This window comes from Mucilaginibacter sp. Bleaf8 (genome assembly GCF_018390515.1).
GTDB lineage: Bacteria > Bacteroidota > Bacteroidia > Sphingobacteriales > Sphingobacteriaceae > Mucilaginibacter.
Genome location: NZ_JAHBBK010000005.1, coordinates 104,217 through 119,666 on the forward strand (window position 1 = coordinate 104,217; position 15,450 = coordinate 119,666).

A 15,450-nucleotide genomic window follows, 5' to 3' on the forward strand; every position below is an offset into this window, starting at 1 on the left:
ACAGGTAATATTTATATTCTTTTGTAAACCAATAGAGCCCCTTTAGGGACTACAATGAAAATAACAGAGCACATCCAGAACGCAAAAGGTAAAACCCTTTTTTCATTCGAACTCTTGCCCCCCATCAAAGGGCAAAGTCTGCAGGGCATCTACAACGCCATTGATCCTTTAATGGAATTTAAACCGCCGTTTATTGACGTAACCTCGTCACGTGAAGATCATGTGTACAAGGAGTTACCTAACGGCCTGCTCGAAAAGGTAACTTACCGTAAGCGCCCTGGTACAGTAGCAGTGTGTGCGGCTATCATGAACAAGTATAAGGTTGATGCTGTGCCCCACTTGCTTTGCGGCGGTTTTACTAAAGAAGAAACCGAGTACGCGTTAATAGACCTGCAATTTTTAGGTATTGACAATGTACTGGTATTGCGTGGCGATGCCCGCAAAACTGACCCCGGATTTATACCCACGCCCGGCGGCCACTGCTACGCCACCGAATTGCTGGAGCAGGTAGCCAACATGAATAAAGGCATGTACCTGCACGAGTACCAGGATTCATCCATGAAAACCGACTTTTGCATTGGCGTGGCAGCCTATCCAGAAAAGCATTTTGAGGCACCTAACCTGAAAACCGATTTCAAATATTTGAAACAGAAGGCAGATGCCGGTGCCAACTTCATTGTAACCCAGATGTTTTTTGATAACAGCAAGTATAAAGCCTTTGTAAACCAATGCCGTGAAAACGGTATTAACATTCCAATTATACCGGGTTTAAAGCCGCTTACAACAGCAAAGCAACTAATTAATCTGCCTAAAATATTCCATATCGATATCCCGGAAGATTTGTGCGATGCCGTGCATGCCTGCAAAAACGATAAAGAGGTAAAAGAAGTAGGCATTGAATGGATGATTAACCAATGTAAGGAGCTGGTTGATTTTGGCGTACCCGTATTGCACTTTTATACCATGGGTAATGCCGAACCTACCAAACGCATTGCACAGGCTATATTTTAATAGAATGCGGTTTACCAAACCGGCCGCTTATTGTATATTTGCGCCGGCAACCTAAACACTGCAATGAAAAAAAGCATTTTAGCGCTACTGATAGGGGTAGCGTTTTCTATTTCCACACGGGCACAATCCAACTATAAAAGCGGCTATGTAATCACAACTAAAGGTGACACTTTAAATGGCTTTATTGATTACCGTGAGTGGAAAACAACACCGAAATTTATTGAATTTAAGCAGGCAGCGTCAAGTCGGGAGTTGACTCGCTTTTATCCAGGCATGCTTCAAGCTTTTGAGGTAAGCGGCATGGATCATTATATTACTTACATCGGGCGGGTAAGTGCGGATAAAAACATCTTTCCAGACCTACCCTCCAATCTGGATACCACAACGGTTCAGGACACCCTGTTTTTAGAGGTAACTTATGCCGGCAGCCCCGTGAGCCTACTTAAGCAGCAGGACGATGTAAAGATCCGGTATTTCATTAAAGAACACAACGCTGCACCTGTAGAGCTGCCTTATCACCAGTATTATGTTGACGGTAACAACCTTGGTGAACAAACGCCTTACAGAAGTATTTTACGTGCTATAGCCGGCAAATACCGAGGCGGAGATATTGGCATACACAAAACCGTAAACCGCACAGAATTTACAGAGTCGGACTTGTATAAAGCTGCAAGGTTGATTAATAATGATCAGCGTATTAAAGCAGCAGGCACCTATGGTAGCCGTTTTTTTGTAGGATTGTTATTTAATCGAACCGTATCACAGTTTAACGGTATCAACAACATTTCTGTTGCTTACCCCAACGGCCAAAACACCTATGCAGACAGTAAACCGACAAGTTATTTTCCGCGAATCAGCGGTGGAATAGACTTTTTCCCTAACCGGTATACACAAAAATCATATATCAGGGGCGAATTAGCGTTTAGTACTGTTAGTCCACACTTTTTGGGTAACCCCGATTACCGGTTTAAGCAATATACTATATCATTTACGCCACAGTACCTTTATAGCTTCTACAACAAAGACAATTTTAAAATCTTTGCAGGGGCAGGGGCATCGTTCAACTATTCATTCTATACCGGTAATGATCGGGGCACTTACAATGTGTACGATTTGAAATCCTTATGGATGAACTTTCCATTACAGGCAGGTATAACTCTTCATAAAAGAATTGATGTGTTCGCTATGTATATTCCGTCTGGCGCTTATACAGAATATCATTTATTTTCCATCAGCAACACAACCTATGGCATTGGCCTACGCTATTTATTTACCCCGAATCATTAATCTGACTTTACTTTATAAAATGAATTTACGCAGTTATTTATTGGTGTCTTTCTTACTCTTTGCTATAATATGCCGCGCACAATCCAACTATAAAAGCGGCTATGTTATAAACACCAAGGGCGACACCATAAAAGGATATATCAACTATAGGGATTGGTCAATCACGCCCAAGTATATAGAATTTAAAGCCACAGCAACAGATAAAGAATATACCCGGTATACGCCTGGTATGTTACAGGGGTTTGTTGTAGATGGCATGGATCGTTACATATCTTATAAGGGCCGGGTAAGTATGGATAAGAACTCCATGCCAGACCTTCCATTGGCATTAGATACCACTGTAGTGCAAGACACCTTGTTTTTACAACTATTCTATGCAGGCTCACCGGTAAGTATGCTCAAACAAAGCGATCAATTAAAGCAGCGCTTTTTTGTTATGGATAATGATAACCAGCCTGTTGAACTTATTTTCCATAGTTATATTACCGATAACTACAGTAATGGAACTGCCGGCAATACCATCCGAGGTATTGATGTATATAAGGTTACCCTTAAAGCACTTGCAGAAAAGTATAAAAGCGAGGATGCTAAATTGCTGAGAGCTATTGATTATGCACAATTTCAGGAATGGGAAATACTGAGCCTGACTAAGCGAATTAATAATGACAAAGTACAACAAAAGGGGGGTAATTATGGCAGTCGTTTCTTTGCTGGTACCTTAATAAAAAACACAGCAACAAAATTTGACGGGGATGTTATTTTCAATGGCCAATCTCAGAATACCTATCTGCCTGCTATCAGCGTTGGTGTAGATTTCTTCACCAATAAACATGTTCAAAAATTCTTTTTCAGAGGAGAATTATCCTTTACAGCGGCTAATCCAAAGTTCAATGGTACTGTAAAAAACATCATGAGCTCGACTGATGCAAGCTACCAGTTTAATCAATATACCATCGCGCTTGCTCCGCAAGTATTTTATAACATCTACAATAAAGAAAATTTTAAATTTTTTGCCGGTGCGGGTGTTGGAATCAATTACAGCATTTATAGCAACAACCAGCTAACCTATGCAGGCCAGCCTATTACACCTTTTGACCTCGAAAAAACATGGATCAATTTCATGGTTCAAACGGGCGTAACTGTCAACAAAAAGTTTGATGTATTTGCCATGTACTCTCCTGCATCCTCTTTTGGCAACTATGTCTATTTCTCCATCAGCAATACCACTTACGGAGCAGGTATACATTATTACTTTAACAGATAAACACCTTATTACACATGACCTTTCGCTTATTACTATTATCACTACTATTACCAACTTTTTTATATGCTCAGTCTAATTACAAAAGCGGATATGTAATAAATACCCAAGGCGATACACTAAAAGGTTATATCAACTACAAAGAGTGGGAACATTCACCTAAATACATTGAATTCAAACAAAACATGCCTAACGGTCAAAGTAACCGCTTTTACCCTAAAATGCTGCGTACTTTTGTAGTAAACGGTATGGATGAGTATATCACTTATACCGGTCCTGTTACTATGGATAAGAGTACATTTCCTGATTTATCTGTTGGTGTTGATACAACTGTTATGCAGGATACTGTTTTTTTGAAGCTTGCTTACAGGGGCAAACCGGTAACAGTACTTACCTATCAGGACAAAATTAAATACCGCATATTTCTTCAGGAAGGCAATAGCCAGCCATTTGAAATCAAATACTACCATTTCTATGCAGGCAGTGATAAAGAAGCTGTTAGAGAATACAGCCCCTATACTGTTACATTGAACCAGCTGGCAACCAAATATAATCCTACTAACAAAAGTTTACGAGCAAGTATAGACCGTGGAAGATATACAGAAACGAGTATAGTAAATATAGTTAAACAGATAAATAATGATAAAAATGTTATTCAAACGAAAATGGGAGGCAGCCGCTTTTTTGCCGGTTTAACTTTTGCCCGTATCTCTAATGAAATTGATGGAGATAACATATTCAGTGGCCAAAAGTCTGCTAACTTTTTTCCTAGTATTAACGCAGGGATTGATTTATTTCTGAACAGACATACCCAAAAGTTGATTTTCCGGGGAGAATTAAGCTTTTATAACAGTTCGGCAAATTATGATGCAATTTCAGATGACGTAATGTATTTTAAATATCATCTGAAACAAGCTACATTCTCGCTTAAACCACAAGTGCTTTACAATATATATAATAAAGAAAATTTACAGCTTTACTTGAACATTGGTGCAAGTTTCAATTACTCGTTCTACAGTAAGAACCAGCATACCTATCAGTTTTATTCAATATCAACCATTAATGATAATTATTATGGACTAAATAATCTGTGGGTTAGCCTCCCTGTTCAGGTTGGCACGATTATCAATAAAAAATTTGAAATATACGCGCTTTATACATCGCCTACAGCATTTACATCACAAGCATCATTTTCGATTGCACAATCAATTTATGGTATCGGCGCTCATTATTACTTTAAATAACAAATAAAAAAGCTGCTTGTTAAAGCAGCTTTTTTTGTATTAGTTGTTCTTCCAATTCTTGCGATGAGGTAAAACGTATACCGGGTAGGCCTAATGCTTCTGCTGCTTTGATGTTACGCAGGTTATCGTCAATAAAAAGGGCTTCAGCCGGATTTACCTGATACCGGTCAAACAGTATTTGATAAAATTCGGGATAGGGCTTGCGTGTTTTCTCAACACCCGATACCACGATGCCGTCAAACCAGTTTAAAAAATCGTATTTGCTTTGTGCAATGCCAAACGTTTCGGTTGACCAGTTGGTGAGCGCATACACTTTGAACCGGCCGCTATCTTTCAACTGTTTAAACAATGCCACAGTACCTTCTATGGCACCGCCCAGCATTTCTTCCCAACGGCCATAAAAGGCACGTATATTTTCTTCCTGCCCGGGGTGCTGGGCCACCAGCAGTTCGGTTCCTTCACTAATGGTACGGCCAGCATCCTGCTCCTCATTCCAGTCGGAGGTGCAAATATTGGCCAAAAAGTGATCTCGCTCTGCAGGGTTAGTAAAAATCTTGTCGTATAAGTAGTGCGGGTTCCAGTCAATCAAAACCCCGCCCAAATCAAAAATTATGGTGTTAGTCATGTTTACAGATGGTATGTTAAAACAAGTTACGCTGTAATACAGTTATGCCGTAAGCTACTGTTTTAATTCATAACAGCATCATAAAGTTTGTTAATTTTACACCCTTATGCAAGGACTCGTCACTAAATCAACCGGCAGCTGGTACCAGGTACGCGATGCAAATGGGCAGCGGTACGATTGCCGCATTAAAGGCAAGTTCCGCATTAAAGGCTTAACCACGACCAACCCGGTAGCCGTGGGCGACCGTGTAGAGTTTGAGCTGGAACCCGAGCAGGAATCGGGTGTAATTACCAAACTGTACGACCGCAAAAACTACATCATCCGTAAATCCATCAACCTGTCTAAACAGGCACAAATCATTGCAGCCAATCTGGATCAGGCTTACTTGGTGGTAACACTGGCTTCGCCACGTACCTCACTGGGCTTTATTGACCGCTTTTTGGTAACAGCCGAAGCGTATGATATTCCGGCTTGCCTGGTGTACAACAAACTGGATATGTTTAGCGACGAGGGACTGGAAATACTGGCCGAATACAAAAGCATTTATGAAAACCTGGGCTATCCATGTTATGAGGTATCAGCGCTGGAAGGTACCAACATACCCCAGCTAAGGGATACGCTGCAGGATAAGATCACGCTATTTTCAGGCCACTCCGGCGTTGGTAAATCCAGTTTGATGAATGCCATATTACCGGAGCTGCAATTGCGTACCACCGAGGTATCCGAATGGAGCGACAAGGGCATGCACACCACTACGTTTGCCGAAATGTATGATCTACCCGGTGGCGGATCTATTATTGACACGCCCGGCATACGCGAACTGGGTATCATTGATATTGCCCAGCAGGAGCTGAGCCACTTTTTTCCGGAAATGCGCAACCGCATGCACGATTGCCGCTTCAATAATTGCCGCCACATTAACGAACCGGGCTGTGCCGTATTAGAGGCCCTCGAAGATGGAGAAATTGAGCCCTCGCGCTATGAAAGCTACCTTAGTATTTATAACGGCAACGATACCCGGTCATAACTGGCGTAAGAAGATAAGGGCGGGGGTTAAGCTTATGCACTTGCGCTAAATAAGTTCTTATTGAAATACTTTTGATAGAGTGTGTTATATTGCTCCTAAATTCATGATTCTGAAACTATGAGGGCAGTATTACAACGTGTAACCCAGGCCAGTTGTACGGTTAACGGGCAGATAACCGGACAAATTGATGCCGGCTTTTTAATATTGTTAGGTATTGAGGATGCAGATACCGACGAAGATGTACAATGGCTGGCACAAAAAATTACCGGCATGCGTGTATTTGGTGATGAGAACGGCCTCATGAATAAAGCGCTGGCTGATGTAAATGGGCGCATTTTGCTTATCTCGCAGTTTACCCTGTTTGCCCAAACTAAAAAAGGTAACCGGCCGTCGTTTATCCGTGCGGCTAAGCCCGATAAGGCTATTCCCCTATACGAAAAAATGATTTATGCGCTTAAAACACTTACCGGCAACGAGATTGCTACCGGTATTTTTGGTGCTGATATGAAGATCAGTTTACTGAATGATGGTCCGGTTACCATTATGATGGATACGAAAGACAAGGAAAATCATTAACTATTTGCTGCATGACGATTGAAGAAGCACAAAAGCTGGTAGATAACTGGATAAATACCACCGGTATACGCTATTTTAACGAACTAACCAACACGGCCATATTAATGGAAGAGGTTGGCGAAGTTGCCCGCATTATGGCGCGCCAGTATGGTGAACAATCCTTCAAAAAGTCGGACACCGAGATAAACCTGGCCGATGAGATGGCCGATGTGCTATTTGTTCTGATTTGCCTGGCTAACCAAACCGGCATCAATTTAACTGAAGCCCTCGAAAAAAACCTGCAAAAGAAAAGCATACGCGATGCCGACCGTCATCGCAACAATGAAAAACTTAAACCTTAACCCACTATGAAAAAGCTGCTTTACCTGTACTTTGCCCTGGCAACTTTACTAACTTTTGGTTGTGGTAAGCATCAGTCCAATGACAAAGTCCAACTTCAAGAAGTAGAGTTCGCTCCACCTCCTCCGGAGGCAGCCTCAACAGGCGAGATGAATGTGGCTAAGGAAGAGGCCGATGCAGTTTCACCCGAAAAAACACAGCAACCTGTTTCTAAAAAGATAATAAAAGAAGGCGAGATCAGCCTGGAAACAGGTAACCTCCAGTCCACACGTAAAGCCATCATACAAAACCTTACCAAATTAGGCGGTTATATGGATGAGGAAAGCGAAACTAACGACAATGGTAACATTGAGCAACCTGGCCGTAATTTTATTTTAAAGGTAAGGATACCTGCCGAACAGTTCGACCGCTTTTTGGCTACGGCCACCGAGGCGGCCGACCGGGTGGAATCTAAGAACATCCGCATCAAGGATGTTACTACCGAGTTCATTGATATTACAACCCGACTGGCTAATATGCAGTTGCTCGAAAACCGCTATAAGCAATTACTGCAACAATCCTCCCGAATGGCAGATATATTGCAAATTGAAGATAAGCTAACGGAGGTTCGTACCAATATTGAAACAGCCCAGGGTCAGCTCAATTACCTTAATAAGCAAATCGCCTATAGTTCTTTAACCATTACTTTGTTTACTAAAAGCGCCGCCCGCAATGATGGCAACACTTTTGGCTATCAGTTAAAAACGGCGCTGAGTAGCGGCTGGCAAAACCTGCAAGGCCTGTTTTTCGGTATCATCAGTATCTGGCCTTATCTGCTTTTAATTGTGCTTATCATCTGGGCCTTTAAAGCCTGGCGTCGCAGAAAGCAGTAATTACTTTTCGGCCAGTAAATCTTCGGTCAGCTTTTCAAAAGTATCTACAAACTCGGCATAGTGGCTACCGGTACCGGGGCCGCTAAAGCCGGTATATATTTTGCGCACATCACCTTTTTTATCAATAATAATGGTAGTTGGAAAAGCCAGGAAATTATTGAGCATAGGTAAGCTTTTAGCAGTTTCCTGTTTATTACTGGTGTAACCGGTTACCAGTAAAGGGTATGGTACATTGAAGTGATTCTTCTCCTGTAAAATAGCATTACGCGATTTATTAAAATCAGTAGTACGTTCATAAGCCAGCCCCAATACCTCAACACCACGTTTGTGGTACTTTTTGTAATAATTAACCAAAAAGGCGGTCTCATCCATACAGTTAGGGCACCATGAGCCGGTTATCTGCAGTATCACTACTTTATTTTTGAACTGCGGATCATCAAGCGATACTTTTTTTCCGTCCAGATCAGGAAAGCTAAAGCTGATTTTTTTGTAGCCGGGCTTTAACGCAGTAAGTGAAAAGGCATCGGGCAACTTTGCGTTAGCATCTTTTACGGCTGTCCACGGCGAGTTACCAAACTTACCGTCGGTTATAGTTTGATTATCCTTTACAGTGGCAGTAAACAAAAAGGCATGTCCACCATCAAAGCACGATAAATAAAGCTTATCGCCGCTCACGTTACCTTCCAGGTAACGGTAATCGCCGGTGGTGGTTAAGAAGGTTCCTGTTAAACGGCTTCCCTCCTGCTTAAACTCACCAACTGTTGTATCACGGTCTGCACCCTCGCCAAACACAGCCAGCCAACGGCCAGTTACGTTATACGCCGGCTTTTCGGGCGATTTTACAAAGCGCCAGTTTTCGCCATGGCTTGCGGTAAACTTCATGGCCACATCGCGCTCACCTACATGTTTTATCCACTGACCGTTCAATTGGCCGCCTTGCAGCTTTAACTTAAATTCAGAATCAAACAATGGCATTTTAATAAATACGGAATCGCCCGAAGCCTTCACATCAGTCACTTTAAAGCGCTCGTTAGCATTATAGATAGTAAGCTGCTGCCGGCCGGCTGTATCCTGAACATTGAAGTTGAATGGCACATCGGCACCGGCAGTAGTTGTTAACACGCCTCGCCATATACCTGAAGGCAATTTAGTTTGGGCAAATGCTGATGCAGCGCTCAAGAAAAGTATAAGGGCTAAATAAAATGTCTTTTTCATGCGAATAATAATCGCAGCAAAGAAAATAAAAATACACTACAAAATCAGTATACTTTATAGATTTTGACAGGTTTAAGATAAATCAAATTTTTGAGCACAAAAAAAGAGAGCTCTTTTGAAGCTCCCTTTCCCCTAATTAATTTAAACTATTGATTAAACCCAAAACAAAGAACAAATTCATCTCAGCTTGGGTGCCTGAGAATTCTCTTTTAAGAAATGTAACATAGGTAGATGTTACTATTTATGTTTTTCAGTTAGATGCAGAGTCGTTAATAGTTATACAAAACTGAAGCCACAATTTAATTTTCCATAATTATATGCTTTAAACCGCGGTAATATTTATAAAACTAAGTTAAGGCTCATTGTATATACCTATGTTGTTTTATATTAGCAACTGCTTTGATTTACGTCTATAAAATCGCCTTTGCCGCTTTAAAAAGCCGCTTTTAAATAAGTAGTTTACTTACGATGGAGCATAGTAAGCTGTGTGCATAATGAAAATATATACTGTTTGTTGCTTTAGTAAATGACAAGTTTATTTGTTTAAAAGAAATACCAAGGGTGATTTAACCCAAAATAAAATTTTCAAATTCAAGATATCTATGCATTTAATCGTGTCTCAAAAAACCAACAATTCCATTTAAAAGGACACCTATTATAAAATACTGTACGTAAAAATATACAAGAACTCAATTTTATATGCAAAACAAGTGCTTATTGCAATGGACCGTTGCCGGCTTGATATCAACCGGCTTATTTACGGCTTGCCAGCAGGAAAAAAAAGACTATGCTGCACATGATGCTATTATCAAAAACATAGACACCACCGTAAAAGTAGGTGACGACTTTTTTCAGTATGCCAATGGCGGCTGGCTTAAAAAGAATCCTATACCTGGCGCTTATTCAAGTTGGGGTATTGGCAACGTCGTAAGAGAGGAATTACGCGATCAGCTTAAAAAGATTAGTGAGGATGCTTTAAAAGCAAATGCGGCAAAAGGCACGAATACACAAAAGATAGGCGACTTCTATTATACCGGCATGGATAGCGCCCGGATTGAAAAGCAGGGCCTACAACCTTTGCAGCCTGAATTAAGCCGTATTGAACAAATCAAAGACCTGCCGGGATTAATGGCTGAGTTTGCCCACCTGTCAACCATCGGCGTAGGTACGCCTATTGGCACCTATGTAGGGCAGGATGCCAAGAACAGCTCTAAACAATTATTACAGCTTTGGCAAACCGGCATTGGCCTGCCCAACCGCGATTATTATTTTAATAACGATGAGCTGAGCGCAAAGGTACGCACCGACTATCAGCGGCAGCACCTGCCTGCTCTGTTTAAATTGGGTGGTATGGCTGATGCAGAAGCCACACAGGCAAGCAACAAAACCTATGCACTTGAAAAGTTCCTGGCAGATAGCTCACGCAAGCTGGAAAACCTGCGGGATCCATACCGCAACTATAACAAAATGCCGTTAGCTGCATTAAGCAAGTTAACGCCGGAGATTAACTGGAAAGATTTGTTTGAGCAGATGGGCTATAAGGGCGTTGATACGGTGATAGTCGGTCAGCCGGAGTATTACCGGGCCGTAAGCAAAGCCTTAAAAACTTACAGCATTGCCGATTGGAAACAATACCTGCGCAAAAACTTACTGGCAGAAGCCAGTCCTTACCTGAGCAAACCTTTTAGCGACGAAGACTTCAGATTTCACGGCAGCGTATTATCGGGCCGTAAGGAGCAGTTGCCGCGCTGGAAACGGGTTTTGGATACCGAGAATAATTTAATGGGCGAGGTATTAGGTCAGTTGTTCGTGAAAGAATACTTTCCGGAAAAAACTAAGGAGCGTTATGTAAAACTGGTAGAGAACATGCGTACGGCCTTTAGAGAACGTATAGCCAAACTGGACTGGATGAGCGAAGAAACTAAAAAGAAAGCTTATCAAAAGCTGGCGAAGATTAACCCTAAAGTAGGCTATCCGGATAAATGGAAAGACTTTTCGGACTTGGAAATAGACCGGGATGCTTATGTACTAAATGTATTCAGGGCCGCTACTTTTTGGCACAAGCGGGATGCTGCTAAACTGGGCAAACCAGTTGACCGTACCGAGTGGGACATGACACCGCAAACCTACAATGCCTATTACAATCCATCCAACAATGAAATTGTGCTGCCTGCTGCGCAGTTTATGATTCCGGGAGCAAAAGATGAGAATGTGGATGACGCCGTAGTGTATGGCTATGCAGCCGCATCAACCATTGGCCATGAAATGACGCATGGCTTTGACGATACCGGCCGCCAGTTTGATGCCGATGGTAACCTGAAAGCCTGGTGGACACCGCAAGACTCTGTAAAGTTCACCCAGCATGCACAGGTACTCATTAACCAGTTTAACAACTTCACGGTACATGGCCTGCATGTAAACGGCAAAGCTACACAAGGTGAAAATATTGCCGATTTAGGCGGTATTGTTATCGGTTTGGATGCCTTTAAAAAGACCGAGCAGTATAAAGAAGGTAAAAGCATTAATGGCTTTACCCCGTTGCAGCGCTTCTTTTTAGGTTACTCGTTAGGCTGGCTGGGGCAGCAACGTAAGGAAAACCTGATGAACCAGGTATTGACTAATGAGCATGCGCCGGGCTTTTTACGCGTAAATGGCCCGTTTGCCGATGTAGCTGAGTTTTATGAAGCATTCCACATCAAGAAAGGTGATAAGATGTGGCTTGACCCGGATAAACGTGCACGTATCTGGTAGTAGCTGTCAAGATAAGCAGAACATTGCCCAAACACTTTACCGGACTCGTTCCGGTAAAGTGTACCACTTTTGAAGTGGTACAAAGCGGAACAAACCGGTACACAGCGGAACAGGTGGTACACTTTGGTACACCTAAAATGCCGTTTGCAGCACCTATAGGCCGTTCAAAAAAAGTGGTACAGTGTGGAACACCCGGAACAGTTTGGTACAGGTATTTATACTCGTGACACGATCGTGTCAGTATCAGATTTCACTTTACGGCAAACAAAAAGCCCGGCTATTAGCCGGGCTTTCTTGTTATTATATATTCTTTTATTTCTTTCCTTTTACCAGTTTAAGCAAATATTGCCCGTAGCCGCTTTTGGTTAATGGGGTAGCAATCTTTACCAGTTGCTGCTCATCAATGAAGCCCATGCGGTAGGCAATCTCTTCTATACAGGCTATCTTAATACCCTGGCGCTCCTCAATTACCTGTACAAATTGCCCGGCCTGCATCAGCGATGCAAAGGTACCGGTATCCAGCCAGGCAGTGCCACGGCTTAATATGCCTACTTTCAGTTTCCCCCTGCGCAGGTACTCTTTGTTTACGTCGGTAATCTCATACTCGCCGCGTGGAGATGGTTGTATATTTTTGGCAATCTCCACCACATCGTTATCATAAAAGTATAAACCGGGTACGGCAAAGTCTGATTTAGGCTCCGTTGGCTTCTCTTCAATAGATATTACCTGGTTATTGGCATCAAATTCAACCACACCATAACGTTCCGGATCGGCAACCTGATAGGCAAACACTACACCTCCTTCAGGATCACTGCTGGTTTGCAACAGGTTTGATAAGCCATCACCATAAAAAATATTATCACCCAGTATTAAAGCTACCTTATCATTACCAATAAAATCGGCACCAATTACAAAAGCTTGCGCCAGTCCGTCGGGCTTTTCCTGCACGGCATATTCAAAGCGGCAACCTAAGCTTTCTCCATCACCCAGCAGCTTTTTAAACTGCGGCATATCATGCGGCGTTGATATGATCAGTATCTCGCGGATACCGGCCAGCATCAATACCGACAATGGATAATAGATCATCGGTTTGTCGTAAACCGGCATCAGCTGTTTACTTACAGCTAAAGTGAGTGGGTGTAGCCTGGTTCCTGAACCGCCGGCAAGTATAATTCCTTTCAAAGCCTTATATCTTATATGGTTATTATCCGTTATACGCTAAACATATAAAAAGGTTTACATACTGGCAAGTGCCTCTTCCAGTTCCTGGTACCACTCAGCGCCATACTTACGTATCAATGGTTCTTTCAAAAACTCATGCACTTTTACCTTCAGCTCGCTACCGAATGAACAGGCCGGGCTGCAAATGTTCCAGCGGTCATAATGCAATACGTCAAACTCGGGATAGTTGGTGATACGGATGGGGTATAAATGGCAGGATATAGGTTTACGCCAGCTTACATCGCCGGCCTCCCAGGCTTTTTCAATAGCACATTTGGTAATACCGTTTTCCCAGGTTACATAGGCACACTCTTTATTGGTATCTACACAGGGGGTGGTATAGTCGCCTTCAAAATCGGTTACATGAGTTCCCTCCTGCTCTACCGTTGCAATGCCTTTAGCGGTCATGTAAGGCTTTACCTTAGGATATATCTCCTTCAGGATATCCAGCTCATTAGCAGCCAATGGCGCACCCGAGTCGCCCTCCAGGCAACAGGCTCCTTTACAACGATTTAAATTACAAACAAAATTTTCGGTTACTACATCCTCGTGCAGTAAAGTATTCCCAACCTCAATCATCATCTCTTATTATTTACCAAGCGGATTTAACGGATATTTAAGTCCCTTAGCATTGGTTAATTCCATAGTTACGCTTCCTACTATCAGGCCTACATTGGCCTTTACAGGGATGCGGTTATTATCATCGCTTATCCACAGGTACAGCTTACTGTCTTTTTTAAATATCCGGCCGGGTATAATGGTCGGGTTAAATTTTAAGCAGTTAAACTTACCCAGCGGGCATTCGGCCTTCTCTTTACCCATGTACGTAATACTCAGGGTGTGTATGCCATCTTCCAAAAAGTAAGGCAGATCAAACTTATCACCTATCTTTAGCTTGGATATATCTAAACAACGGGCAAAGTAATAGGCCGACGGAAAATCGAACACTTTTCCTTTAAACGGAAATACGCCCTTATCGGCTGTAATCTTTCCTTCCTGGTGATCAAAAACCACTTTGTCTTTATGCTTGTATTTCGCCTCGTGCCGGTCTTCGGTATACAGGTACGGTAACAGTGTATTACGATCAATGTAGGTTTCGTACCGGTTACGCACTTTGTAAAATACATCGAAAGTACCTGCTGTTTTACCATCGGCAATAATATGCCACGCTGGCTTGCCTTCGTATTTGGTATCAGCATTCTCTACCTTTAAATGAGCTTCGGCACCGGTAAACCAGCCATATTTCAGCCGGTAATTGAGTTCCTCGCCCGGCTTAAAAACCGGCTCGCTTAATTGCGGAAGGTTTTGGCCAGACACCACAGAGGCAAAGCCTGCCAGTATAAACAATAAAATATATCTTGCCATAATAATTGATGACCTATGTCTTTCTCTGAAAGACATAGGTTTACCTGTAAGGTTTAACAGTCCTTCTGCCACCGGCCAATATAACAAGCTTACCTTATGTACGCAAAAGCGCAGTTGATGCTTAATCAATCTTTCCGCTTGTAGATAGGTACTGTTGAGCAGGGCTCGCCAAACATCAGGCTCTTGGCAACCGGCGTAAGGCGCTTGGTTAGCTCAACGTAAGCTGATACAGGCACTTCCGTATCGCCACAGCCTTTTAATACAATGCGCTGATCGCGATACTGCTCAAAATCGGCCCTGGCCATTTCCTTTTCAAACAGAACGGTTTCCAGCACCTCGGCATTACCAAAAACAACCTCGCGGGCGTAGGGTGCCATACGGTTAGCAAGCAGCATATAAGCCCATGCCGGCACTATAGCATCGGCAGTGCAGGTAACACCTACGTTTTTACCGGTATACTGCGACCAATCGTGCCCCTTTACAAACTCACGAAAATCTTTCTCGCGCAGGATAAGACCGTGAAACAGGTTATCCTTGATATCATAAATCACACGCTCGCCGGGCGGATAAAAGCTGGCCGGGTCAAGCGTAACCAGTCCGCTTTGGGCTACTTTATTGATAATATTTTCCTGTATATCCATTGCTCTGAAAATAAA

At 42.6% G+C, this 15,450-nt stretch carries 15 protein-coding genes; 9 read left to right on the forward strand and 6 right to left on the reverse strand.

Going from position 1 to position 15,450, the window contains the following annotated elements; genetic code table 11:
- Window positions 1-54: 54 nt before the first annotated feature.
- From metF to KHS38_RS19315, 4 genes are all read left to right on the forward strand, one after another.
- Window positions 55-1,011: a methylenetetrahydrofolate reductase [NAD(P)H] gene (gene metF / locus KHS38_RS19300; RefSeq protein WP_213490199.1), complete on the forward strand. Its 957-nt coding sequence runs from the start codon at window positions 55-57 to the stop codon at window positions 1,009-1,011.
- A 63-nt stretch (window positions 1,012-1,074) separates the two neighbouring features.
- Window positions 1,075-2,298 carry a hypothetical protein gene (locus tag KHS38_RS19305; RefSeq protein ID WP_213490200.1) on the forward strand — a complete coding sequence of 408 codons (1,224 nt, stop codon included), beginning with the start codon at window positions 1,075-1,077 and terminating at the stop codon, window positions 2,296-2,298.
- A gap of 19 nt (window positions 2,299-2,317) precedes the next feature.
- On the forward strand, window positions 2,318-3,562 hold the full coding sequence (locus KHS38_RS19310) for a hypothetical protein (protein WP_213490201.1): 1,245 nt from the start codon (window positions 2,318-2,320) through the stop codon (window positions 3,560-3,562).
- 245 nt (window positions 3,563-3,807) lie between these two features.
- Complete coding sequence (locus tag KHS38_RS19315; protein WP_213490202.1) at window positions 3,808-4,803, forward strand: porin family protein; 996 nt, start codon at window positions 3,808-3,810, stop codon at window positions 4,801-4,803.
- Between the two features lie 19 nt (window positions 4,804-4,822).
- Here the strand turns inward: KHS38_RS19315 and KHS38_RS19320 are convergent, their stop codons facing one another.
- Window positions 4,823-5,428, reverse strand: a complete 606-nt coding sequence (locus KHS38_RS19320; RefSeq protein ID WP_213490203.1) for an HAD family hydrolase — start codon at window positions 5,426-5,428, stop codon at window positions 4,823-4,825.
- A gap of 106 nt (window positions 5,429-5,534) precedes the next feature.
- Between KHS38_RS19320 and rsgA the strand changes: the two genes are divergently transcribed.
- From rsgA to KHS38_RS19340, 4 genes are all read left to right on the forward strand, one after another.
- Window positions 5,535-6,455: a ribosome small subunit-dependent GTPase A gene (gene rsgA / locus KHS38_RS19325; protein WP_213490204.1), complete on the forward strand. Its 921-nt coding sequence runs from the start codon at window positions 5,535-5,537 to the stop codon at window positions 6,453-6,455.
- A gap of 117 nt (window positions 6,456-6,572) precedes the next feature.
- Window positions 6,573-7,031: a D-aminoacyl-tRNA deacylase gene (gene dtd, locus KHS38_RS19330; RefSeq protein WP_213490205.1), complete on the forward strand. Its 459-nt coding sequence runs from the start codon at window positions 6,573-6,575 to the stop codon at window positions 7,029-7,031.
- A gap of 11 nt (window positions 7,032-7,042) precedes the next feature.
- Window positions 7,043-7,372 (forward strand): nucleotide pyrophosphohydrolase, encoded by a 330-nt coding sequence (locus KHS38_RS19335; protein ID WP_213490206.1) that lies wholly within the window; start codon window positions 7,043-7,045, stop codon window positions 7,370-7,372.
- Between the two features lie 6 nt (window positions 7,373-7,378).
- A complete protein-coding gene (locus tag KHS38_RS19340) occupies window positions 7,379-8,242 on the forward strand; it encodes a DUF4349 domain-containing protein (protein WP_213490207.1) in 864 nt (287 codons plus the stop codon).
- Here the strand turns inward: KHS38_RS19340 and KHS38_RS19345 are convergent, their stop codons facing one another.
- Window positions 8,243-9,457: a peroxiredoxin family protein gene (locus KHS38_RS19345; protein WP_213490208.1), complete on the reverse strand. Its 1,215-nt coding sequence runs from the start codon at window positions 9,455-9,457 to the stop codon at window positions 8,243-8,245.
- A gap of 699 nt (window positions 9,458-10,156) precedes the next feature.
- Between KHS38_RS19345 and KHS38_RS19350 the strand changes: the two genes are divergently transcribed.
- Window positions 10,157-12,208: a M13 family metallopeptidase gene (locus KHS38_RS19350; protein ID WP_213490209.1), complete on the forward strand. Its 2,052-nt coding sequence runs from the start codon at window positions 10,157-10,159 to the stop codon at window positions 12,206-12,208.
- A 312-nt stretch (window positions 12,209-12,520) separates the two neighbouring features.
- Here KHS38_RS19350 and rfbA read toward each other — a convergent pair whose 3' ends face one another.
- The 4 genes from rfbA to KHS38_RS19370 form a co-directional block, all read right to left on the reverse strand.
- Window positions 12,521-13,390: a glucose-1-phosphate thymidylyltransferase RfbA gene (gene rfbA, locus KHS38_RS19355; RefSeq protein ID WP_213490210.1), complete on the reverse strand. Its 870-nt coding sequence runs from the start codon at window positions 13,388-13,390 to the stop codon at window positions 12,521-12,523.
- Between the two features lie 54 nt (window positions 13,391-13,444).
- Complete coding sequence (locus KHS38_RS19360) at window positions 13,445-14,008, reverse strand: DUF3109 family protein (RefSeq protein ID WP_213490320.1); 564 nt, start codon at window positions 14,006-14,008, stop codon at window positions 13,445-13,447.
- Between the two features lie 9 nt (window positions 14,009-14,017).
- A complete protein-coding gene (locus tag KHS38_RS19365) occupies window positions 14,018-14,794 on the reverse strand; it encodes a DUF3108 domain-containing protein (protein ID WP_213490211.1) in 777 nt (258 codons plus the stop codon).
- 125 nt (window positions 14,795-14,919) lie between these two features.
- Entirely contained in the window at window positions 14,920-15,435 is a 516-nt protein-coding gene (locus tag KHS38_RS19370) for a DUF2480 family protein (protein ID WP_213490212.1), read from the reverse strand.
- Between the last annotated feature and the right edge of the window lie 15 nt (window positions 15,436-15,450).

Bases quoted from the DNA above. Each gene is read 5' to 3' on its own strand.
- rsgA (WP_213490204.1), top strand. From the start codon at position 5,535: ATGCAAGGACTCGTCACTAAATCAACCGGCAGCTGGTACCAGGTACGC.
- KHS38_RS19315 (WP_213490202.1), top strand. From the start codon at position 3,808: ATGGATGAGTATATCACTTATACCGGTCCTGTTACTATGGATAAGAGT.
- dtd (WP_213490205.1), top strand. From the start codon at position 6,573: ATGAGGGCAGTATTACAACGTGTAACCCAGGCCAGTTGTACGGTTAAC.
- KHS38_RS19350 (WP_213490209.1), top strand. From the start codon at position 10,157: ATGCAAAACAAGTGCTTATTGCAATGGACCGTTGCCGGCTTGATATCA.
- KHS38_RS19365 (WP_213490211.1), bottom strand. From the start codon at position 14,794: ATGGCAAGATATATTTTATTGTTTATACTGGCAGGCTTTGCCTCTGTG.
- KHS38_RS19370 (WP_213490212.1), bottom strand. From the start codon at position 15,435: ATGGATATACAGGAAAATATTATCAATAAAGTAGCCCAAAGCGGACTG.
- KHS38_RS19305 (WP_213490200.1), top strand. From the start codon at position 1,075: ATGAAAAAAAGCATTTTAGCGCTACTGATAGGGGTAGCGTTTTCTATT.
- KHS38_RS19320 (WP_213490203.1), bottom strand. From the start codon at position 5,428: ATGACTAACACCATAATTTTTGATTTGGGCGGGGTTTTGATTGACTGG.
- KHS38_RS19310 (WP_213490201.1), top strand. From the start codon at position 2,318: ATGAATTTACGCAGTTATTTATTGGTGTCTTTCTTACTCTTTGCTATA.
- KHS38_RS19345 (WP_213490208.1), bottom strand. From the start codon at position 9,457: ATGAAAAAGACATTTTATTTAGCCCTTATACTTTTCTTGAGCGCTGCA.
- metF (WP_213490199.1), top strand. From the start codon at position 55: ATGAAAATAACAGAGCACATCCAGAACGCAAAAGGTAAAACCCTTTTT.
- KHS38_RS19360 (WP_213490320.1), bottom strand. From the start codon at position 14,008: ATGATTGAGGTTGGGAATACTTTACTGCACGAGGATGTAGTAACCGAA.
- KHS38_RS19335 (WP_213490206.1), top strand. From the start codon at position 7,043: ATGACGATTGAAGAAGCACAAAAGCTGGTAGATAACTGGATAAATACC.
- KHS38_RS19340 (WP_213490207.1), top strand. From the start codon at position 7,379: ATGAAAAAGCTGCTTTACCTGTACTTTGCCCTGGCAACTTTACTAACT.